We start from the raw sequence: 20,376 nt of genomic DNA on the forward strand, positions 1-20,376 counted from the left end.
GTTATTCATCAAACAAAGCCTTAAGCTCTGTAGCTTCATTGGGTTTAATTTTACCAGCTAACAGTAAGCTCAATTGTTTTCTGCGCAAAGCAGCCTCAAAACGTTCTATTTCTAATTTGGTCTCTGGTTTTAATTCTGGAACCTCTGTTGGTTTCCCCGTATCGTCTACAGCTACAAAAGTGTATATAGCTTCATTAGCCTTGGTTTTCTCACCACTAAACCTATCTTCCATCCAAACATCAATAAATATTTCCATGGATGTCTTAAAAGCTCTAGAAACAGATGCCTGTACAGTTACAACACTTCCTACGGGCACCGATCTGTTAAAGGCAACATGATTTACAGAAGCGGTAACCACGATACGTCTGCTATGCCTACGCGCAGCAATGCTAGCTGCTCTATCCATACGCGCCAACAACTCACCACCAAACAAATTATTTAGAGGATTGGTCTCACTAGGGAGTACCAAATCTGTCATAACCGTTCTACTACTTTTAGGGGTTCTAAAGTCCATAACTTAAATTTTGGGCAAAGATACGCCCCTTCTTAAGTTATTAAAACAAGAAAATAGATTATTTAGGAGATAGCATCCAAGCGTCTGAAGACTCTGTACTTTTTATTTCTTTTAAGTATTTTAGCCCTTCTTTTACATCTGTAAAGCTATCATAAGACACTTGATGAAGACCGTATTTATTAACTCCAACATAAGAAGCATTATACCCTCTTTCCTTTAGTTCGTCTATTTTTTTTGTCGCATTTTCCTGTACTCTAAATGCACCAGCTATAATATAATGTATACTTTGTTCCTTCTTGGCTATAATTTCCAAAGAAAGTGAAGGCAACTCTAAAGGGGACGTATAAAAAAAAGTGGCTTCTTGTATATGCTTAGACACTTGTTCTTGCACTTCTTGACGTACTATTTGTTCATTGTTTTTTGTAGCATTATAATAACGCAATCCTGTTAAACCCGTAGAAACAGCTAACAATGCTACGGCTGCATATTTTAAAAATGGTCTGAAAACAGATTTTTTTCTTTGCTCAGGTGTAATAATAAAAGGAATCTCTTCCTCTAAGGCTACAATCTCTTCTTTTAACACCTCTCTAAGGATTGGTGTAGACACCACCGGTGACAACCCAAATGATGTGGTTAAATAATTAATTTGACTTACTGGTGTAAATTGAATTTTTTGTTCTGCGTTTAAAAACAATTCCCCAATGTTCGCAAATTTAACGCGCTGACCAAGGCTTAGCATTCTACTCCAATGCTGCGTTTCTGTAATTATAGCAGCTAATGCTTCTTCATAAGAATACTTTTCTGCTGTAGCCATATAATTAACCAGCAAACCATCGTTAGATTGAAGTTGCTGATTAAAAGAAACTAGTTTAGAAGGAGGAGAAAAAGTATTGCTATTTTTTTGAAGTTCAGCCGATATTTTTTGGGTTAAAAAAGCACCAAAACCTGGCAGTATTACACAATTGTATCTATATAATAACTCTTCTATATATTGTTCTGTTCGCATTGATACAAATATTGAAAAAAATCAGGGAGTGTAAAACCTTTAGGCGAACTTTTTATTAACATTTTATTTGTTGTATTTTGTAAACAACTACTTGCACCTTATAAATGACTACAACTGAAATCATTGCAACGCTTAGGTTACAAAACATTCCAAATATTGGTAGTGTAACTGCTAAAAAACTAATTGCACATTGTGGTAGTTCAGCTGCAATTTTTGAACTTAAAAGAGCACAGTTGCTTAAAATTGATGGGATTGGCTTCCTAAAACTAAAAAACTTGTACGATGGGGCACATTTAGAGGCTGCTCAAGCAGAATATGAATTTATTGTAAATCACAATATTGAAACGGTCTATTTTATGGACCCGGGATACCCCAATTATTTAAAACACGCAATTGATGCGCCTATTCTATTGTTTAAGCGCGGGAATATAAACCTCGAAGGACGAAAAATAATAAGTGTTGTAGGAACACGAAAAATTACGAGTTACGGAACGGCCTTTTGTGAAAAATTCATAGAAGATATAGCCCCTTTAAATCCTATAATTGTTAGCGGTTTTGCTTACGGGGTAGATATCTGTATCCAAAAGGAAGCCATAAAACACGGCCTTCAAACGATAGGCTGTTTGGCACATGGCCTGAATCAAATATACCCTAAGACCCATAGCAAATACATTGTGGATGTAGAAAAAAATGGAGGTTTTTTTACGGAGTTCTGGAGTAGCAGTACGCCAGAACGCGAAAATTTTCTAAAAAGGAATAGGATTATTGCGGGTTTAAGTGAGGCTACGGTCGTCATAGAATCGGCCGAAAAAGGGGGAAGTTTGGTCACAGCAGATATTGCCAATAGCTACAACAGAGATGTTTTTGCTGTTCCCGGAAGGGCTCAAGATAAATACAGTATTGGATGTAATAATTTGATAAAACAACAAAAGGCACACATGTTGACTTCCGCAGCCGATTTAATTTATCTTTTAGACTGGCAAACAACCCAAAAATTACCACAAGCAACCCAAAAGCAATTGTTTATAGAATTCACCGAAATTGAACAACAAATTTACGATTTTTTGCAAGTAGAAGGCAAGCAGTTGTTAGATACTATTGCACTTTCTTGCAAGCTTCCCATCTTTAAAACATCATCAACCTTATTGCATATGGAAATGAAAGGCGCCATACGCCCCTTACCTGGAAAATTGTACGAAGCTATTTAAGATCTTCCACAAACTATGCGGTTTGTTGTTGGTGCAAATTTATCCCAAACCAACCAAAAAATTGCCGTTTACAGATGAAAAAGCATAAAAAAACTGATTTTAATTTTTTAAAAAAATTAAAATCAGTTTCCACACAAACCAACTAGTCTTTTACACCGATTTAATAGCCAATTTTAGCACGTACACGCGCTAACACCTTGTCTGCCTCTTTCTGCGCTTTAGCAGCACCTATAGCCAAAGCAGCATCTATCTCCTCCGTGTTATTTATATAATAATCGTACTTTTTCCGTGCTTCCCCAAACTTTTCAAGAATAACTTCATACAGGGCTTGCTTTGCATGTCCATACCCGTAATTACCTGCCTTGTAATTGGCACGCATTTCTTCAATTTGATCTGTTGAAGCAACTATTTTGTAAAGTTCAAACACATTATCACCCTCAGGCTCCTTTGGGTCTTCCATGGGAGTACTATCTGTTTGAATCCCCATAATTTGTTTCCGCAGCTTCTTATCTGGTTGAAACAAATTAATAAGATTTCCTTTGCTCTTACTCATTTTAGCACCATCCGTACCTGGAACATACATGGTTTCTTCTTGCACCTTCCCTTGTGGCATAACAAATGTTTCGCCCAATTGCGCATGAAATCTAGAAGCAACGTCTCTGGTCATTTCTATATGCTGCATCTGATCTTTACCTACGGGTACAATCTCAGCATCATACAGTAAAATATCCGCTGCCATAAGCATAGGATACGAAAATAAACCTGCGTTTACATCATCTAAGCGATCTGCCTTATCTTTAAAAGAGTGGGCTAAGGTTAATCTTTGGTACGGAAAAAAACAGCTTAAATACCAAGACAATTCCGTAGTTTGTGGAACATCACTCTGTCTGTAAAAAATAGTTTTTTCTATATCCAATCCAAAGGCAAGCCAAGTAGCTGCAACCGCATAGGTATTGTGGCGTAACTCTTCCCCATTTTTTATTTGTGTAAGCGAATGCATATCCGCAATAAAAAGAAAGGACTCATTCTCAGGGTTATTTGCCATTGCAATAGCCGGTATAATTGCTCCTAAAATATTCCCCATATGAGGGGTTCCTGTACTCTGTATTCCTGTTAAAATTCTTGCCATTGGTATCTAAAATCAATCAAAAAAACAAAGGTAATCTAAATAGAAGAATAGGCAAGCGTTAAATAGCGTAGGTGTTTGGCAGTATGTACTGGTTAAAACTGAAATCAATAGAAATATAAAAAACGAAACAACAAAAAAACATTTCCATAAAAAACTTTCAGATGTAAAGGTTTGTATCCTAGGAGAGGACAACAACAGAACATAAAAGCTACCATTATTTATAAGTTAAACTTTTTCTGTTGCTCTCTTTTATAATTCCTATTTTTGGCGTTATGCTTACTTTTTTTAAGAATATTGGACATTTAGTATACCGTATTTGGTTTTACATCCTTGTAGCGGTACCTATAATCATCTTTTTTCCACTTCTACTTTTACTTAGTGTTAAAGAAAAATGGTATCCGTATTTCTTTTGGGTAGCGCGTAACTTTTGGGCCAGACCCATATTGCTAGGTATGGGTTGTCCACAACGTATAAAGAGGGATCAAAAGTTACGCAAAGGAAAAAGCTACATGCTTGTAGCGAATCATACCAGTATGTTTGATATTATGTTGATGCTTCGTTCTAGTAGAAATCCTTTTGTATTTGTAGGCAAAAAAGAATTGGTAAAAATACCTGTCTTTGGTTTTTTCTACAAGCGTGTGTGTATTATGGTCGATAGGAATGACACCAAAAGCAGAACTGCCGTTTATATGCGTGCACAAAGACGTTTAAAACAAGGGCTAAGTATTTGTATTTTTCCAGAAGGCGGTGTTCCAGAAGAACATGTGGTCTTGGATGAATTTAAAGATGGTGCATTTAGAATGGCTATAAACCATAAAATTCCTGTAGTGCCACTAACATTTTTAGATTGTAAAAAAAGGTTTCCATTTACGTTTTATCGCGGAGGGCCAGGATTACTAAGAGTAACAATTCATTCGTTTTTTGAAACCAAAGATTTGGATGAAAACCACAAAGCCTCCCTCCGAGAAGATGTGCGTGCGGTTATTTTAAAGGAGTTACAGGCGCATTGAATGCATTAAAACTTAAAACTAAGTCCGCTATACACTCCCATTGTAAACGGCTGAAAATCACCAGAAGTGTTAGAGAAGGTATTTAATTGGTACTTAAACATAGGCTCTATATTTAGTTGCACCTTGGGCGTAAACTTGTAGTTAAGTCCAACACCTACATTGGTGCTAAAATTAAGACTGTTAATATTATTAGACTCACCTAATTCTGTTTTTAAATTATCTGCTTCCAAAGAGATGGAATTATCCAATAAAAACAACGAACTAACTCCACCTATTAAATTGACACCAAATTTACCATCAGTTAGTGCGTAATTAACTTCTAATGGCATTTCTATATAACCAAATTGCTGCACCATTTTCCCTTCTCTAGATGTACTTTTTGCTGAAAATTCTGTACTACCTGGATCGCTTAAAGAGGATGACTTTTTGTTTTCTACAACTACACTTTCTGAATTAGAGTCGTAATCTATTGAGTTTATTATACTATTGGTTTCCGGATTAAAAACAGATTTAAAAACAACATCGTTGGTATTATACCCGTAATCTACCTTATGCAAACCAGAACGAATACTAAGCTTTTTACCCACATTGTATGCCACTGATACACCATAGCTCAAATTTACATTTCCCGTTTTGGAATTGGAAATAAAATTCTCATCAATAGGAGAACCGTTATTTAAAGAGTTAAAATAAACAGGCGCAACGCTTGCTCCAACCGACCATTTATTTGATCTATTTGTAGCTATTGCATCTGCTTCCTTGGATGCTTCTATTTCGTCGTAAATAGACTTTTTATGCACTGTATCTGCAGTTGCTAAAGCCTCTTCTTTGTGGTCTTCCAGAGCTTTTTTATTAGAGTTAGCCAAATTGTTATTTAAAAATTTTGATTCCTTTTTCACTGTAGAATTGGCTTGGTTTGCACCCTCCTCAATTACAGTAGAACCAGAGGCAATTGCAGTTTCTTCTTGGGTAGATTTACTACCTTGCACCAATAACTCTGCTGTATTTAAATTTTTGCCCTTATTTTGGCTGGAAACAATCCCAGTTGCGGTTTTTTGTTTCGTTTGAATTCGTTCGGAATTGACATCTTCACTAGAAGGCGGTTTAACGGCATCCTCCCCATCACTTTTATTAGCATCCGTATCCGTGAGTGCTCCCTCTCCTTTATCGAAACGGCCATCCTTATTTTGGAGGTCTAGCTCTGTTACAGGAACTACCTTGATTTTAGGAGTGACACCCTCAGTATCAGTAACTGAAGGAATATCCGTGGTTTTTTCAAATGGGTTCACTGCAAAAAATACGATTGCCAATACAGCTGCTACCCCACCCAGTTTCCACCAAATAGGTATTAACTTTCGGTCCTTTTTCTTCTCATCCAAAGATGTTTCTAGTCTTTCCCAAACTTTTTGGTCTGGAAGCTGACTGAAGTCTTGAAACTTCTCTTGAAACAACTTGTCTATGTTTTTCTTCCCCATGCTCTTCGCTTCTTCTATTTCTTCCTTAAGCCACAGCTATATTTACTGCCTATAAAAAAGCAGTATACCTACCACTATTTTTAGTTTTGACTTATCAATTTTCTCTTTTAATATTTGCCTAGCCCTTGCTAGGTTAGACTTAGATGTCCCAGCCGTTGTTCCTAACAGCTCCCCTATTTCTTTATGCGTATAACCATCCAACACATATAAATTAAAGGTAGTTCTATATTTATCTGGCAATTCTTGTATATAATTTAGTAAGATTCCTAAAGCAACAGTTTCATTTTCAATTTCAACTTCTGTAACTTCTTCAATATCTTCAGTAACCAGAGGCACATACTCCTCTTTTCTAAATTTTTGCATGATGGTATTTACGGTGATTCGTTTTATCCAACCTTCAAAAGAACCTTTAAACTGAAATTGTTCAATTTTAGTGAAAATAGTCATGAAGCTATCGTGCAAATTGTCTTCTGCTTCGGCCTTACTTTTACTGTATTTTAAACAAATACCATAAAGCACAGGCGAATACTTGCAGTAGAGCTGCCCTTGAGCCACCCTACTGCCTTTAACACATTTATGTATAATTTCATTTAGATCCAATTATATGTTGGTTTATATAATGTTCACTCCCCATCTTTTTTATTTAATTAACCGGTACTGCAACCTCTAGATATTCATCTTCTCCATCAGCATTTTGTCCAGTCCAAAACTTAAATAAATAATCATCCTCGTAAATTACTTCAAATTTTAAAGTAACCTCTACCTCAGCTGCACTTTCTTCACAATTATCTCGATCTACTAGTTCTGCTCCAATAGGGTATATTTCTCTTTCAGTAATTTCATGCTTGTGAATATCAAAACCTTCAAAATAAGTACATGAGTTAGGACTTAAGTAGGTAACTTTTATATCATAACGCTGTCCCAATTCAAAGGATTGAGGAACCTCCGCACTCACAACTTTTAAATTTACGTATTTAAAATTAGTGCCATCATCATTTAACGAGCAAGCCGTAAAAGATAGGCCAGCTGCAAAAAGCAATAAAATGCTTAAAACTCTTTTCATAGTAATTAAAATTATTTTTTACTAAGATGTAAATAGCTAATGAGGGTTGCGTAGAAAACGACAAAATCCCGAAAAAATCGGGATTTTGAAGAAATTGCTCGTTCTAATTCGCTAAAGCGATGTGTTTTAAAAAGAATTAGCCTAATAGTGTACTTATCGCATCCCTAATTTTTTTATCCAATTCTTCAGTTAATTCAGGGTTATCTTGCAACAAACTCTTCACAGCATCTCTTCCCTGTCCTAATTTAGTATCACCATAACTAAACCAAGAACCGCTCTTTTTAATTATTTCATATTCAACCCCAAGGTCTAATATTTCCCCTATTTTAGAAATCCCTTCCCCATACATAATATCAAACTCGGTTGTTCTAAATGGCGGAGCTACTTTATTTTTTACAACTTTAACACGGGTTTTGTTTCCTAAAACACCTCCATCTGTATTTTTAATTTGTGTAGACCTTCTTATATCCAAACGTACAGATGCGTAAAACTTTAAGGCATTACCACCTGTTGTTGTTTCTGGATTACCAAACATCACCCCAATTTTTTCACGCAATTGGTTAATAAATATTACCGTACAATTGGTCTTACTAATAGACCCTGTTAGTTTCCGTAGGGCTTGCGACATTAAACGCGCATGCAATCCCATTTTAGAATCCCCCATTTCACCTTCAATCTCACTTTTTGGAGTTAAAGCTGCCACGGAATCAATAACTATAATATCAATTGCTCCTGATCTAATTAAATTATCCGCTATTTCTAACCCCTGTTCTCCGTGATCTGGCTGAGAAATAATTAAATTATCAATATCTACTCCTAATTTTTCAGCATAAAACCGATCAAAAGCATGTTCCGCATCAATAAAAGCAGCAATTCCACCTGCTTTTTGAGCCTCAGCAATAGCATGTAAAGTTAAGGTTGTCTTACCCGATGATTCTGGACCATAAATTTCTATCACCCTTCCACGTGGATAACCACCTACGCCTAAAGCTATATCTAAACCTAGGGAACCCGATGGGATAACGGCCACATCTTCTATAACTTTATCTCCCATTTTCATTACAGCTCCTTTACCGTAAGTCTTATCTAGCTTGTCTAAAGTTAATTTTAACGCTTTTAATTTTGCTTCTTTTTCGCTGCTCATTTTAATAATATTTGTACCGCTAAATTACCATTTCTTTTGTCAAAATACAATGCCGACGCAACCTTTTTGCAAAACCTGCATCTATACCTTAGTGTTCACCTCCTTAAATGGAGGGACCCCATATTTCCGCAATTTTGGGGTTGGTTTATTTTTCCGCTTTGTTGGTTAAGCAGGGAAAAAAAATGTAAAGGGGTCTTCTTAATTGTTAAGGCCCTTTTTTGTTGGTCATAAGTAACATATTACTTAATTTTGCAGCTATTCTTTAACTTAATACCATTAGTATAGCATGCAACTGTACAATACATTAAGCGCAAAAGAAAGAGCAGCCCTCATAGAGGAAGCTGGCAAGGAACGCCTTACTATTTCTTTCTATCAATACGCGCATATAGGCAACACCTCTATTTTTAGAGATCATTTATTTATTAATTGGGACACATTAGAAGTCTTAGGCCGCATTTATGTGGCTAAAGAAGGTATTAATGCACAATTGTCCGTGCCAGCAGAAAACTTTAAGGCCTTTAAAAAACACCTCGACAGTATTTCCTTTTTAAAAAATGTGCGATTAAACATTGCCATTGAACAAGACAATATGTCTTTTTTAAAACTAAAGGTTAAGGTGCGTCATAAAATTGTTGCCGATGGTTTAAACGACAACGCTTTTGATGTTACGAATAAGGGCATACATGTAACAGCAGAAAAATTTAATGAGCTTATTGAAGATCCAACTACCGTTTTGGTAGATATGCGTAACCATTACGAAAGTGAAATTGGTCATTTTAAAAATGCCATTACCCCAGACGTAGACACGTTTAGAGACTCTTTAGATATTATTGAAAATGACCTAAAGGACCATAAGGATGACAAAAAATTAGTCATGTATTGCACGGGGGGAATCCGTTGTGAAAAAGCCAGTGCCTATTACAAGCACAAGGGTTTTAAAAATGTATACCAACTAGAAGGTGGAATTATAGAATACACAAGACAGGTAAACACACAAAACCTAGAAAATAAATTTATTGGCAAAAATTTTGTATTTGACCATAGGCGAGGCGAGCGAATTACCGACGATGTTATTTCTAATTGTCACCAATGTGGCGAAGCTTGTGATGAGCATGTAAATTGTGCTAATGAAGCTTGTCACCTCCTTTTTATTCAATGCAACAGTTGTGCTGAAGCTATGGATAATTGTTGTTCAACAGCATGTAAAGAAATACATGCCCTACCTTTTGAAGAACAAAAAAAATTGAGGCGCGGTAAAACCGTAAGCAATAAAATCTTTAAAAAAGGCCGATCTGAAGTGCTGAAATTTAAAAAATAAGCTCCATTTTTTAGCTCCATTTTATTTGATTTTTTTAAAAATTAATCAGCCTAACCGTTTACTTTCTACAATCAACATAAAAATAGTATCTTTACGGTTAAGTAAATTAATATGAACCTTTTTTGATAAAAGCTCGCTTTGTTTTTTTATCAAATCAATATATAAAATATGGGTTGTAGCAGTTGTTCAACTGGTAAAGACGGCCAACCTAAGGGATGCAAGAACAATGGTACTTGCGGAACGGATGGCTGTAATAAATTAACAGTATTTGATTGGCTTTCCAATATGTCGTTGCCCAATGGTAGCGAACCGTTTAATTGTGTGGAAGTCCGTTTTAAAAATAGTAGAAAAGAATTTTTCAAAAACAGTGACAAAATCTCGCTTTCTATTGGTGATATCGTTGTAACAGAGGCCAAATCTGGTCATGATGTGGGTATGGTAACACTAACAGGAGAACTTGTAAAAGTTCAAATGAAAAAGAAAAAAGTTGGGGTTGATGATGAAGAAGTTCTTAAACTCTACAGAAAAGCGGCTCAGAAAGACATAGATACATGGCAAAAATGCAGGGATCGCGAGGAAGAAATTAAAAAACGATCGCGAGAAATGGCCATTGTTCTGAAACTTCAAATGAAAATTTCAGATGTAGAATTCCAAGGAGATGGTTCTAAAGCTACTTTTTATTATACGGCCGAAGATCGGGTAGATTTTAGGCAACTTATCAAGGATATGGGAAGGGCATTTTCTATCCGTATAGAAATGCGTCAAATTGGATACCGGCAAGAAGCACAGCGCCTTGGAGGTATTGGATCTTGCGGAAGGGAATTGTGTTGTTCTACCTGGTTGACAGATTTTAGATCCGTGAGTACATCAGCAGCACGTTACCAACAATTATCCTTAAATCCGCAGAAGTTAGCGGGCCAGTGTGGAAAATTAAAATGCTGTTTAAATTATGAACTAGATGTTTATTTAGACGCGCTTCAAGACTTTCCTTCACAGGACACTCGAATTTTTACAGAGAAGGGATTGGCTTTTTGCCAGAAGATTGATATTTTTAAACAAATGCTTTGGTTTTCCTATAAAGACGATGCCGCTAATTGGCACATGCTTACTAAAGAACAGGTAAACATTCTTATTTCTCGTAATAAAAAGAAAGAGAGTATTGCCAGTCTGGAAGAGTATGCTGTTGATAATATAATAGAAGACAAACCAATGGTTTTTGAAAATGTTGTTGGTCAAGACAGTTTAACTCGATTTGACAAACCCAAGAACAACAAACGAAAGAATACAAAAAATAAAAAAAGGAATACCAAAAGACCCGTTAAAAATGCTAAAAAATAGTTTAGCCCTATGTTTAGTTGTGCTGTTAAGTGCTTGTAATTCTACGATAGTAGAGTCTAAATACAAAGCCACTAAAAACGGTGTTTGGAGCAAGGATAACGTTATAAATTTTTCTTTCTCTGCGCCCGACACTTTAAACAGGCACAACATTTTTATCAATCTAAGAAACGATAATACCTTTCCGTACAGCAACTTGTTTTTAATATCAGAGCTAAGTTTCCCTAACGGAACAACCATTAAAGACACCTTGGAATACGAAATGGCTATGCCCGATGGAAAATGGTTGGGAAAGGGGAATGGTAGTATTAAAGAAAATAAACTTTGGTACAAAGAAAACATCGTTTTTCCCGAAAGCGGCGTATATACCTTACAACTATCACAAGCCATGCGTAAAAATGGCAGCGTAGATGGGGTTATAAACTTAGAAGGCATCACTGATGTTGGATTTCAAATAGAAAAAAATTAAGAATCCCAATGGCAAAAGCTGTAAAGAAAAAAGAAAATAAATCCTTTTTTAAACTAATCAAATGGTTTTGGATTTTGTTTGCAACCGGTGTATTTGCCGGAATATTGATATTTTTATTGGCCTCATGGGGCGTTTTTGGAGATTTACCTGATTTTGAACGTCTGGAAAATCCGCAAACCAATTTGGCAAGTCAGATTATATCTTCTGATGGTGAATTATTAGGAAAATATTATTTAGACGACAACAGAACAGACGTTGCCTTTGAGGAATTACCTACACATCTTGTCGATGCTCTTGTTGCCACAGAAGATGTTCGTCATTTTGAACATTCGGGTATCGATGCCCGCGGAACATTACGAGCCTTTATCTATCTGGGCAGTAAAGGGGGCGCCAGTACCATATCACAACAATTGGCAAAACAGTTGTTTACGGGTCCTGCAGCCAGAGGATGGGAAAGGTACACTCAAAAAATCAAAGAATGGGTTATTGCAACTCGTCTAGAGCGCCAATACACCAAGGAAGAAATCATTGCGATGTATTTTAATATCTATGATTTTGGAAACAATGCAGATGGAATACGATCAGCATCCCGAATTTATTTTGGAAAAGAGCCTAGGGCATTAGATGTTAAGGAATCTGCAATGTTGGTAGGTATGTTTAAAAACTCGTCTTTATACAACCCTACACCACATAGAAATCCTGAAGGGACATTAAACCGTAGGAATGTGGTATTGGCACAAATGGCCAAATACGGTTATATCACCCAAAAAGAAAAGGATTCTTTGTATGAGATCCCCTTAAGTTTACAATTTTCTCCAGAAAACCACAGGGAAGGCTTGGCCACCTATTTTAGAATGTATTTACAAGGGTTTATGAACGATTGGGCAAAGAAAAACCCAAAACCTGCTTTAGATGGAGAACGCGATAAATGGAATTTATTTTTAGATGGCTTAAAAATCTATACAACTATAGATTCTAGGATGCAAAAAAATGCCGAAGATGCCGTGGAGCAGCACATGACAAAATTGCAAGCAGAATTTTTTGTTCAAAACACAGCAGAACGCAATAAGACCGCTCCTTTTTTGGATTTAGATAAAGAAGAGATTGATAGAATCATGGATCGGGCAATGAAAAATTCAGATCGTTGGCGAGAAATGAAAAAGCAAGGCAAGTCAGAAAAAGTCATTAGAGCTTCTTTTATGAAACCCACTCAAATGACAATTTTTGATTGGAAAAGCGAAACCAAAGGGAAAGACACCATTATGTCTCCGATAGATTCTATACGCTATCACAAAGCTATTTTAAGAACAGCAATGATGTCTATGGAACCACAAACAGGCCATGTTAAAGCCTGGGTAGGCGGTATAAATTATACCCATTTTCAATATGATAATGTATATAGAGGAAGAAATCAGGCGGGTTCTACTTTTAAACCGTTTGTTTATGCTGCTGCCATAGATCAACTTCGCAGAACTCCTTGCGATTCTTTAATTGATACGCAGCATTGTATCGCTGCAGGGAAACACGGAAATATGGAAGCTTGGTGTCCTAAAAACTCAAATGGCAAGTATTCTGGAGAAATGATGACCTTAAAATACGCATTAGCACACTCTGTTAACTCTATTACTGCCAAATTAATAGATGAAGTAGGCCCGGCCCCCGTAGCTGCTATAGCTAGTAAGTTGGGCATCACAGGAGATATTCTTCCAGTACCATCACTAGCCTTGGGCACACAAGATGTAAGTGTATATGAAATGGTTGGTGCTTATGGCGCTTTTGTAAATCAAGGGGTCTATGTGAAACCAGTTATGGTGACACGGATTGAAGACAAAAATGGAACCGTACTTTACGAATATGTTCCAGAAACAAGAGATGTAATGAGTAAAGACGTTGCCTATGCTATGGTTAACCTAATGGAAGGTGTTACCCATGGAGGAGCCTCAGGAGCTCGTCTAAGACATAACTTTGGGGTTAACAGAACCGATTACAAAGAAATTATGACCGGTTACCCCTATGAACTTGAAAATCCTATTGCAGGCAAAACTGGAACTACACAAAACCAAAGTGATGGATGGTTTATGGGAATGGTACCCAACCTCGTAACTGGTGTTTGGGTTGGTGGTGAAGATAGAGCCACACACTTTAAAACTATTACGTACGGTCAAGGTGCTGCTATGGCCCTTCCTATTTGGGGCCTTTATATGAAGTCTAATTATGCGAATAAAGATTTAGGCATTTCTGAAGCGGCTTTTGACAAGCCAGAAGATATGTCTATTAACGTAGATTGTGAAAAAGTGAAACAAGATATGCTAGATCAAGGTACTCCTGAAGATGATTTGGACGATCTAGATTTTTAAAACCTATTTAAAATGATTCGAAAAACGGTTGCAGATGTTAAGGAAGCGTTACAAGGTGTAAAAGACAATATGACTTTTATGGTGGGAGGTTTTGGCCTTTGTGGTATCCCCGAAAATGCAATCGCCGAATTGGTACAACTAAATGTAAAAGGGATTACTTGTATTTCTAACAATGCGGGTGTAGACGATTTTGGTCTTGGCCTTCTTTTGCAAAAAAAGCAAATAAAGAAGATGGTGTCTTCTTATGTTGGTGAAAATGATGAGTTTGAACGACAAATGCTCAGTGGCGAATTAGAGGTGGAATTAACGCCTCAAGGCACACTAGCAGAGAAATGTAGAGCAGCCCAATGTGGTTTTCCAGCTTTTTACACACCAGCAGGTTACGGCACAGAGGTAGCTGAAGGAAAAGAAACCCGAGAGTTTAATGGAAAAATGTATGTCTTGGAAGAAGCTGCTCAGGCAGATTTTGCATTTGTTAAAGCTTGGAAAGGAGATGAAGCTGGTAACTTAATTTTTAAAGGCACTGCCCGTAACTTTAATGCCGCTATGAGCGGTGCAGCAAAAATAACCGTTGCAGAAGTTGAAGAATTATTGCCCGCTGGTAGCTTAAACCCCAATGAGATTCATATTCCTGGAATTTTTGTACAACGTATTTTCCAAGGTAAGGATTATGAAAAAAGAATAGAACAACGCACTGTTAGGACTAAAGAATAAGTATCAAATTATAACCCATGCTCGATAAAAACGGAATAGCGAAAAGAATTGCTAAGGAGATCCAAGACGGTTATTATGTTAACCTTGGCATAGGCATACCTACCTTGGTAGCTAATTTTGTAAACACTGCTATTCATGTGGAGTTCCAAAGTGAAAACGGCGTACTAGGAATGGGCCCTTTTCCTTTTGAGGGCGAAGAAGATGCTGATATTATAAATGCTGGCAAACAGACCATAACCACCTTACCCGGGGCCTCCTTTTTTGATTCTGTCCTCAGTTTTGGAATGATTCGAGGCAAACACGTAGACCTTACTATTCTCGGTGCTATGGAAGTTTCAGAAACCGGTGATATTGCCAATTGGAAAATTCCAGGTAAAATGGTAAAAGGAATGGGAGGCGCAATGGACCTGGTTGCCTCGGCTGAAAACATTATAGTAGCTATGATGCATACCAATAGAGCTGGCGAGTCTAAAATCTTAGACAAATGTACTTTACCTCTAACAGGAGTTAGCTGTGTTAAAAAAATTGTAACCAATCTAGCGGTTTTGGAAGTAACAAAGGATGGTTTTTTACTTTTGGAACGGGCACCGGGAGTTTCCGTAGAGGAAATAAAAAAGGCTACTAAAGGCACCTTAATCGTTCGTGGTGAGATTCCAGAAATGAGCATTTAATCGTATATTACTTACGTTTCATCGATCACAAACAACAGACTCCTTTTTTTACAACATTTTTCTAACGGTTCACAACATTAATTAAAATCTTAAAGCATTTGTCCTTAGCTTTACGATAGACAAAAAGTTCAACCCCAAATTTAACTTTAACAACCTTCAATTATGAACACCCAAATCTATCAAACATCTGAAAAAGTAATTTATAAAAAGAACTTTCTTTTTGGTGTTATTACCTTAACTAAAAAGCTATTTATGTTTTCATAAATAAGTTTAATGTAAAAAATTAAAGGAGCCCTATTAAACAATAGGGCTCCTTTAATTTTGTGTCATCTACCTAGAAGTTCTAGCAACTCTTCAACGTTAATTACTACCTTCCTCTTCTACTACGATTACCTCCTCCTCTTTCAGGATTGAAGCCAGATTTCATATTCTGCCCTGCAAAACGTCCAAATTTATAGTCAAATGTCAGCATAAAGTATTGTTCCAAAATTCGGCTTTCGGCATCCTCAACATAGGTTTCCGCAACTGTTCTTCTGTACCCATTGTTTTTGCCTAGCATGTCATAACCAACAAGCGTTATGGTAGCCTTTTTATTCCATAGTTGGGCACCTAATGAAGCATTCCAAAAAACCACGTCCCCATCAAAATCATCGCCAACCCTACTATTATACCTATAAGATACCTTGTTGGAGAAAAATATGTTTTTGAAAAAATATATGGAAGAATCAAATTGTACGTTCTGTACAAAGTAATCCAAATCGTCATAAACATCGGTATCATAAGCGTTTTTCACCAATGAGTAACTATAACTAGTACCAAAATCTATTTTGTCATCAAACGAATATTTAAAACCAACTCTTGGTCTCAGATTCGTTTTCTGCGTAATAAACTGCAAACCGTTTTGAATCGTTATATCATTGTCGAAATTTCCATTGAAACTTAAATTAAAATTTATTCTATTCTTATTACTATAATACGATTTGGCAAAATTCACATTTCCATTTAATGAATAATCCCCATCTATATTATCATAGGTTGTCGTTTTAATTAAATCTTCATCTGTTATGGTAGAATTAATAATTTTATCATCCATAAATTGAGCTCCAAGCCCCCCATTAATACTAATATTATTAAAGGCGATATTATTCTGATATTGAAAATCAATCCTGTGGTTCAATGATGGTTTTAAGTTTGGATTACCTGTGCGAATATTTAGCTGATTACTAACGTCTGGCACGGGCTGTAATTGAGAAATAGAGGGTAGACCAACATTCTGTCTATAGTTTAAATTAATATTTTTATACCCCTTTTCATCTCTATATCTAATTCTTCCCGAATAGGTTAAATATTTAAAATCTGTTTTAAAGTTTCTAGCTTCAATTAATTTATCATTATAATTTCTATAGGTATTTGTATAGGCCCCTTCTGCCTCATAACGAAAATTACCTAGCTCATACCTCAATCTAAGCGAAGGCGTAAGTGTTGATGTTATATAGGTATTATTGGAGCTAATATCTTCGTTAAAATCATCATACAACGCATTGGTGTCGTTAAAATCATAAACATTTTTAGTATTCTTACTATGATTTATCCGCACGTTATAACTTGGAATTAACCTAAAGTTTTCTGAAAGCTGTTTGCTCCAAACCGTATTTAACGAAATACCGGTATCTACATCATCCGTATCGCTTAATTGGTCTTGTACAATAGTGGTGTTTTTATTGTGTAATACGTTTTCTGAATATTTTTGACCATCATTCATACCCTTACTGAAATCAGTATCTAAACTCATGTTAAAATAATCCCTACTACTCCCTAATACAGGAGTAACTCTAAATTTATTATTTATTTGATAGTTAGAACTACTGGTAGCATTATTAGAAGTATAATCACTCACTAAATCTCCATTATCATAGGTAGATTGCGTTTCACTTTGAGAATAAGAATCATTATTAGAAACACTAAAGTCGACCTCATTAGATATTTCTACCTTATTTCTAGACTTTGGCTTTATTATAAATTTAAGATCTGCACCCCCTCTGTGGCTGTCAGAATCATTTATACTACTACTTTCAGAATTTGTAATATAATTTAAGTTAGGTAAATAGTTTTCTCGTCTACTCTTTTGATCAAATTCCCTACTTTGCGAACTGTATCTATAATTTCCATTGACTCTATTTTCATTCCATTTCCCTTTGGTATAATTTGTACCAATATAATTAGATTCAATATACCCATTACTAGATTCGGTGTCTGGTAACGAATTAAAGCCTCTGGACATATTTATATTATTCGCCCCAGAAATTAATCCAATTTGTTTTCCATCGATAAGCTTAAATAAATTGGCACTTGCCAGGTACTTATCATCCAAACTATAACCCCCTCTTAAATCACCAAAAAAAGCATGGTTTTTTCCTTTTTTAATTTTAATATTTAATTCTTTTGTCCCGGAGTCAGATTCTTCTCCAGTAAACTTTTGCAGATTAGACTTATAATCTGTTACCTGTATTTTATCTACAACATTGCTTGGTAAATTCTTAAGGGCAATATCTCCAGTTTTCTCGCCAAAAAAACGCATCCCGTCTACATTAACAGCTTCAACGACAACTCCATTAGAGGTAATTACTCCGTCGTCATCAATTTCTATTCCTGGTAATTTCTTTAATAAATCTTCCACCTTGGCGTTTGGCAACGTCTTAAAGCTATCTGCGTTATATTCTATAGTGTCTTTTTTTATTAAAATTGGGGGTGCTTTCCCCACTAAGGCAATTTCCTCTAATTCTTCTGATTGCTCCGAAAGGGTAACAGTTCCCATATTTAATTCGTTCGCTTTAGGAACATTTAGATCTTGGCTATAGGTTTTATAGCCTAAATAGGCAATTTTAAAAATTACTTTGGGTTGATCTTCCGCATTTACTTTTAGTGAAAATAATCCGTTTTTATTTGTAATCGCATAAGCTATAGCAATTGAATCTTGAATATTCAACACAAAAACAGTTGCGCCTTCTAGAGTATTGGCATCTTCATCCTTTACAACCCCATCTAAGGAGAACTTTTGAGAAAAGAGGGTTGTGGAAGCCACTAAAAACAGCACAAAAATTGATTTTTTAAGCATAATTCTAAGTTAAAATGAAGTTTGTTTTTAAGTGGTTAACTCAAAAATCCATTGTAAAGAAGTTAGACCCAAGAAAACTGAAAAGGTTTAAAAACATTTTAGCAGTAAAATGTTATATTATTTTAATAGCATCATAAAACCTAGAGATTCTTCTTTTTTAGATGCGCTTAGGCGTTTAAAATCGTTAAAAGATTGTTTTTGTACACCCTCCCTATCGGGAGTTTTTCGTTGCCAACAAAGGCAGTGTTTCCCACAAGTTTATGAATTGCATGAAAATTAACAAGGAAGGATTTATGGATTTGAAGAAAGGACGCATTTGGTAAGATAAGCAACCAATCCTTTAAGGATCCTATATAGGTAAGTTTTGTGCTTTTTGTTACTATTGTTATATAATTACGATCGGATTGCAGATATAGAATATCCTTAAAATAGACGCGGTGTTGTGTTTTGTCAACATTTATAAATACAGAAGGTTCAATAGCTGCACTTGTATTTATTGCAGGTACATCTTCTAATTTATTTAGAGCCTTTAAAAACCGCTCAAAAGAGAAGGGTTTGACCAAATAATCTTTAATAGCAGTTTCTTCAAAGCTTTCTGCCGCATAATTTGGATAGGCAGTTGTCATTATTATTTTGGGAGGATTGTACAGCGTTTTTATAAAATCCATTCCCGAAATATCAGGCAGATTAATATCTAGAAATAGGACGTCAACACTGTTCTGCCTTAAAAAACAGTTTGCCTCCAAGGCAGTTTGAAAAGATGCTAAAAGGTCATATCCCTGTAGTTTTGCAATATAATTTTGCAACACCATTTGGGCAGGAATTTCATCTTCTAGAATAATACACCTCATATTAATTCTATCCTTAATTTTACGCTATACATATCACTCTTAACAATCTCTAACCTATGTTTGTCTTTGTAAATTAAATGCAGTCGCTTCCGTATGTTTATTAATCCGATAGGATTGGCCTCGCTTTCAATTTTAATGGTTTTTATTACATTGGTACAGCAACACCATAAAACGCCTTTAACAACCCTTATTTCTATTGTAACCTTGCTGTTAGCAGCACTATGCTTAAATGCATTCTCTATTAGAGTAATTAATAAAAGAGGTGCTATTTTATAGCAATAACTATCTATGTCCGTCAGATAATCGATTTCTTTAACTTTCGCGGTCCTAATTTTTTGAAACGCGATATAGTTATCAATATAATCCATTTCCTTCTGCAGAGAAACCATAGTTGTATTACTGCCGTACAATACATGTTTTAGGTTGTTAGAAAGCATTAAAATCATTTCTGGGGTTTCCTTAGGCTTCTCCAATGAAAAGGCATAGACTGTATTTAGGTTATTAAACAATACATGCGGATTTATTTGTGATCTTAAGTACTGTAGTTCCATTTCTGTATTTTCCATTTTAATGTGCTCCATTTCTTCGTGTTTCTCAATATACCGAAACAACATCCAAACAAATGAAAAGAAAATAATAGGAACTAGCGTTTGCCATAAATAATCTGACAAACATTTTACTACACTACACCCGCATTGGGCAAAATAATTGCAATACAGTTCGGTTGCCAAAACAGCAATTGTTGTAATAGCTATGGCATAAATGAGGTACCACCGTTTTTTTATAAAAAAAGGCAACAAAAACAGATGGTTGGCATAGACAATCACTAACAAAATAAACAAATACTGTACAAAGGGATTTTCTTTCCAATAAAAATCGGAAAATACAAAAAGTGATATAAATACAAACAAAGCCCAAAAAAGTAGGTGTATTAATATCTTAGAAAAGTGCTTGCCCAAAATTTTCATTGAAACTATTTAACAAGTAAAATACTAAT

At 35.7% G+C, this 20,376-nt stretch carries 18 protein-coding genes; 8 read left to right on the forward strand and 10 right to left on the reverse strand.

The features are described 5' to 3' along the window. Position 1 precedes the first annotated feature (1 nt). Complete coding sequence (locus MWU65_RS01855) at positions 2-514, reverse strand: acyl-CoA thioesterase (RefSeq protein WP_247075282.1); 513 nt, start codon at positions 512-514, stop codon at positions 2-4. 58 nt (positions 515-572) lie between these two features. Beyond that, positions 573-1,520, reverse strand: a complete 948-nt coding sequence (locus MWU65_RS01860) for an SPOR domain-containing protein (protein WP_247075291.1) — start codon at positions 1,518-1,520, stop codon at positions 573-575. Between the two features lie 104 nt (positions 1,521-1,624). Between MWU65_RS01860 and dprA the strand changes: the two genes are divergently transcribed. Beyond that, positions 1,625-2,728: a DNA-processing protein DprA gene (gene dprA, locus MWU65_RS01865; protein ID WP_247075292.1), complete on the forward strand. Its 1,104-nt coding sequence runs from the start codon at positions 1,625-1,627 to the stop codon at positions 2,726-2,728. Positions 2,729-2,888: 160 nt separating this feature from the next. Here dprA and trpS read toward each other — a convergent pair whose 3' ends face one another. Beyond that, positions 2,889-3,857, reverse strand: coding sequence for a tryptophan--tRNA ligase (gene trpS / locus MWU65_RS01870; RefSeq protein ID WP_247075293.1), 969 nt, complete (start codon positions 3,855-3,857; stop codon positions 2,889-2,891). 272 nt (positions 3,858-4,129) lie between these two features. Between trpS and MWU65_RS01875 the strand changes: the two genes are divergently transcribed. Then, positions 4,130-4,867 (forward strand): lysophospholipid acyltransferase family protein, encoded by a 738-nt coding sequence (locus MWU65_RS01875; protein WP_247075391.1) that lies wholly within the window; start codon positions 4,130-4,132, stop codon positions 4,865-4,867. Positions 4,868-4,872: 5 nt separating this feature from the next. Here MWU65_RS01875 and MWU65_RS01880 read toward each other — a convergent pair whose 3' ends face one another. The 4 genes from MWU65_RS01880 to recA all read right to left on the reverse strand — a co-directional run bounded on the left by MWU65_RS01880 (position 4,873) and on the right by recA (position 8,549). After that, on the reverse strand, positions 4,873-6,342 hold the full coding sequence (locus MWU65_RS01880) for an outer membrane beta-barrel protein (RefSeq protein WP_247075294.1): 1,470 nt from the start codon (positions 6,340-6,342) through the stop codon (positions 4,873-4,875). 42 nt (positions 6,343-6,384) lie between these two features. After that, the gene (locus tag MWU65_RS01885; protein ID WP_247075295.1) at positions 6,385-6,942 is read right to left on the reverse strand and encodes a sigma-70 family RNA polymerase sigma factor; all 558 of its coding nucleotides are present in this window, start codon (positions 6,940-6,942) and stop codon (positions 6,385-6,387) included. A 43-nt stretch (positions 6,943-6,985) separates the two neighbouring features. Then, positions 6,986-7,405: a hypothetical protein gene (locus MWU65_RS01890; RefSeq protein WP_247075296.1), complete on the reverse strand. Its 420-nt coding sequence runs from the start codon at positions 7,403-7,405 to the stop codon at positions 6,986-6,988. 136 nt (positions 7,406-7,541) lie between these two features. Then, positions 7,542-8,549 carry a recombinase RecA gene (gene recA / locus MWU65_RS01895; protein WP_247075298.1) on the reverse strand — a complete coding sequence of 336 codons (1,008 nt, stop codon included), beginning with the start codon at positions 8,547-8,549 and terminating at the stop codon, positions 7,542-7,544. Positions 8,550-8,835: 286 nt separating this feature from the next. On the opposite strand from recA, the gene MWU65_RS01900 reads away from it, so the two are divergent. The 6 genes from MWU65_RS01900 to MWU65_RS01925 all read left to right on the forward strand — a co-directional run bounded on the left by MWU65_RS01900 (position 8,836) and on the right by MWU65_RS01925 (position 15,413). Then, positions 8,836-9,867, forward strand: a complete 1,032-nt coding sequence (locus MWU65_RS01900) for a rhodanese-related sulfurtransferase (protein WP_247075299.1) — start codon at positions 8,836-8,838, stop codon at positions 9,865-9,867. A 168-nt stretch (positions 9,868-10,035) separates the two neighbouring features. Next, positions 10,036-11,205, forward strand: a complete 1,170-nt coding sequence (gene ricT, locus MWU65_RS01905; protein ID WP_247075300.1) for a regulatory iron-sulfur-containing complex subunit RicT — start codon at positions 10,036-10,038, stop codon at positions 11,203-11,205. Beyond that, positions 11,192-11,671, forward strand: a complete 480-nt coding sequence (locus MWU65_RS01910; protein WP_247075301.1) for a gliding motility lipoprotein GldH — start codon at positions 11,192-11,194, stop codon at positions 11,669-11,671. The genes ricT and MWU65_RS01910 overlap by 14 nt, the downstream gene beginning before the upstream one ends. An 8-nt stretch (positions 11,672-11,679) precedes the next feature. Beyond that, complete coding sequence (locus MWU65_RS01915; RefSeq protein ID WP_247075305.1) at positions 11,680-14,028, forward strand: transglycosylase domain-containing protein; 2,349 nt, start codon at positions 11,680-11,682, stop codon at positions 14,026-14,028. A gap of 12 nt (positions 14,029-14,040) precedes the next feature. Next, positions 14,041-14,742, forward strand: coding sequence for a CoA transferase subunit A (locus MWU65_RS01920; RefSeq protein ID WP_247075307.1), 702 nt, complete (start codon positions 14,041-14,043; stop codon positions 14,740-14,742). Between the two features lie 17 nt (positions 14,743-14,759). Then, positions 14,760-15,413, forward strand: a complete 654-nt coding sequence (locus tag MWU65_RS01925) for a 3-oxoacid CoA-transferase subunit B (protein WP_247075309.1) — start codon at positions 14,760-14,762, stop codon at positions 15,411-15,413. Positions 15,414-15,780: 367 nt separating this feature from the next. Here the strand turns inward: MWU65_RS01925 and MWU65_RS01930 are convergent, their stop codons facing one another. The 3 genes from MWU65_RS01930 to MWU65_RS01940 all read right to left on the reverse strand — a co-directional run bounded on the left by MWU65_RS01930 (position 15,781) and on the right by MWU65_RS01940 (position 20,347). Continuing rightward, positions 15,781-18,528: an outer membrane beta-barrel protein gene (locus tag MWU65_RS01930; RefSeq protein ID WP_247075310.1), complete on the reverse strand. Its 2,748-nt coding sequence runs from the start codon at positions 18,526-18,528 to the stop codon at positions 15,781-15,783. A 167-nt stretch (positions 18,529-18,695) separates the two neighbouring features. Next, the gene (locus MWU65_RS01935; protein ID WP_247075312.1) at positions 18,696-19,379 is read right to left on the reverse strand and encodes a LytTR family DNA-binding domain-containing protein; all 684 of its coding nucleotides are present in this window, start codon (positions 19,377-19,379) and stop codon (positions 18,696-18,698) included. After that, a complete protein-coding gene (locus MWU65_RS01940; protein WP_247075314.1) occupies positions 19,376-20,347 on the reverse strand; it encodes a sensor histidine kinase in 972 nt (323 codons plus the stop codon). The genes MWU65_RS01935 and MWU65_RS01940 overlap by 4 nt, the downstream gene beginning before the upstream one ends. Between the last annotated feature and the right edge of the window lie 29 nt (positions 20,348-20,376).

The organism is Cellulophaga sp. F20128, from assembly GCF_023015805.1.
GTDB lineage: Bacteria > Bacteroidota > Bacteroidia > Flavobacteriales > Flavobacteriaceae > Cellulophaga.

What these genes read in the sequence shown, in the direction of transcription:
- MWU65_RS01855 (WP_247075282.1), bottom strand. Translation starts at nt 514, where the DNA reads ATGGACTTTAGAACCCCTAAAAGTAGTAGAACGGTTATGACAGATTTG.
- MWU65_RS01940 (WP_247075314.1), bottom strand. Translation starts at nt 20,347, where the DNA reads ATGAAAATTTTGGGCAAGCACTTTTCTAAGATATTAATACACCTACTT.
- MWU65_RS01900 (WP_247075299.1), top strand. Translation starts at nt 8,836, where the DNA reads ATGCAACTGTACAATACATTAAGCGCAAAAGAAAGAGCAGCCCTCATA.
- MWU65_RS01935 (WP_247075312.1), bottom strand. Translation starts at nt 19,379, where the DNA reads ATGAGGTGTATTATTCTAGAAGATGAAATTCCTGCCCAAATGGTGTTG.
- MWU65_RS01920 (WP_247075307.1), top strand. Translation starts at nt 14,041, where the DNA reads ATGATTCGAAAAACGGTTGCAGATGTTAAGGAAGCGTTACAAGGTGTA.
- MWU65_RS01875 (WP_247075391.1), top strand. Translation starts at nt 4,130, where the DNA reads ATGCTTACTTTTTTTAAGAATATTGGACATTTAGTATACCGTATTTGG.
- recA (WP_247075298.1), bottom strand. Translation starts at nt 8,549, where the DNA reads ATGAGCAGCGAAAAAGAAGCAAAATTAAAAGCGTTAAAATTAACTTTA.
- trpS (WP_247075293.1), bottom strand. Translation starts at nt 3,857, where the DNA reads ATGGCAAGAATTTTAACAGGAATACAGAGTACAGGAACCCCTCATATG.
- MWU65_RS01915 (WP_247075305.1), top strand. Translation starts at nt 11,680, where the DNA reads ATGGCAAAAGCTGTAAAGAAAAAAGAAAATAAATCCTTTTTTAAACTA.
- dprA (WP_247075292.1), top strand. Translation starts at nt 1,625, where the DNA reads ATGACTACAACTGAAATCATTGCAACGCTTAGGTTACAAAACATTCCA.
- ricT (WP_247075300.1), top strand. Translation starts at nt 10,036, where the DNA reads ATGGGTTGTAGCAGTTGTTCAACTGGTAAAGACGGCCAACCTAAGGGA.
- MWU65_RS01880 (WP_247075294.1), bottom strand. Translation starts at nt 6,342, where the DNA reads ATGGGGAAGAAAAACATAGACAAGTTGTTTCAAGAGAAGTTTCAAGAC.
- MWU65_RS01910 (WP_247075301.1), top strand. Translation starts at nt 11,192, where the DNA reads ATGCTAAAAAATAGTTTAGCCCTATGTTTAGTTGTGCTGTTAAGTGCT.
- MWU65_RS01930 (WP_247075310.1), bottom strand. Translation starts at nt 18,528, where the DNA reads ATGCTTAAAAAATCAATTTTTGTGCTGTTTTTAGTGGCTTCCACAACC.
- MWU65_RS01890 (WP_247075296.1), bottom strand. Translation starts at nt 7,405, where the DNA reads ATGAAAAGAGTTTTAAGCATTTTATTGCTTTTTGCAGCTGGCCTATCT.
- MWU65_RS01925 (WP_247075309.1), top strand. Translation starts at nt 14,760, where the DNA reads ATGCTCGATAAAAACGGAATAGCGAAAAGAATTGCTAAGGAGATCCAA.
- MWU65_RS01860 (WP_247075291.1), bottom strand. Translation starts at nt 1,520, where the DNA reads ATGCGAACAGAACAATATATAGAAGAGTTATTATATAGATACAATTGT.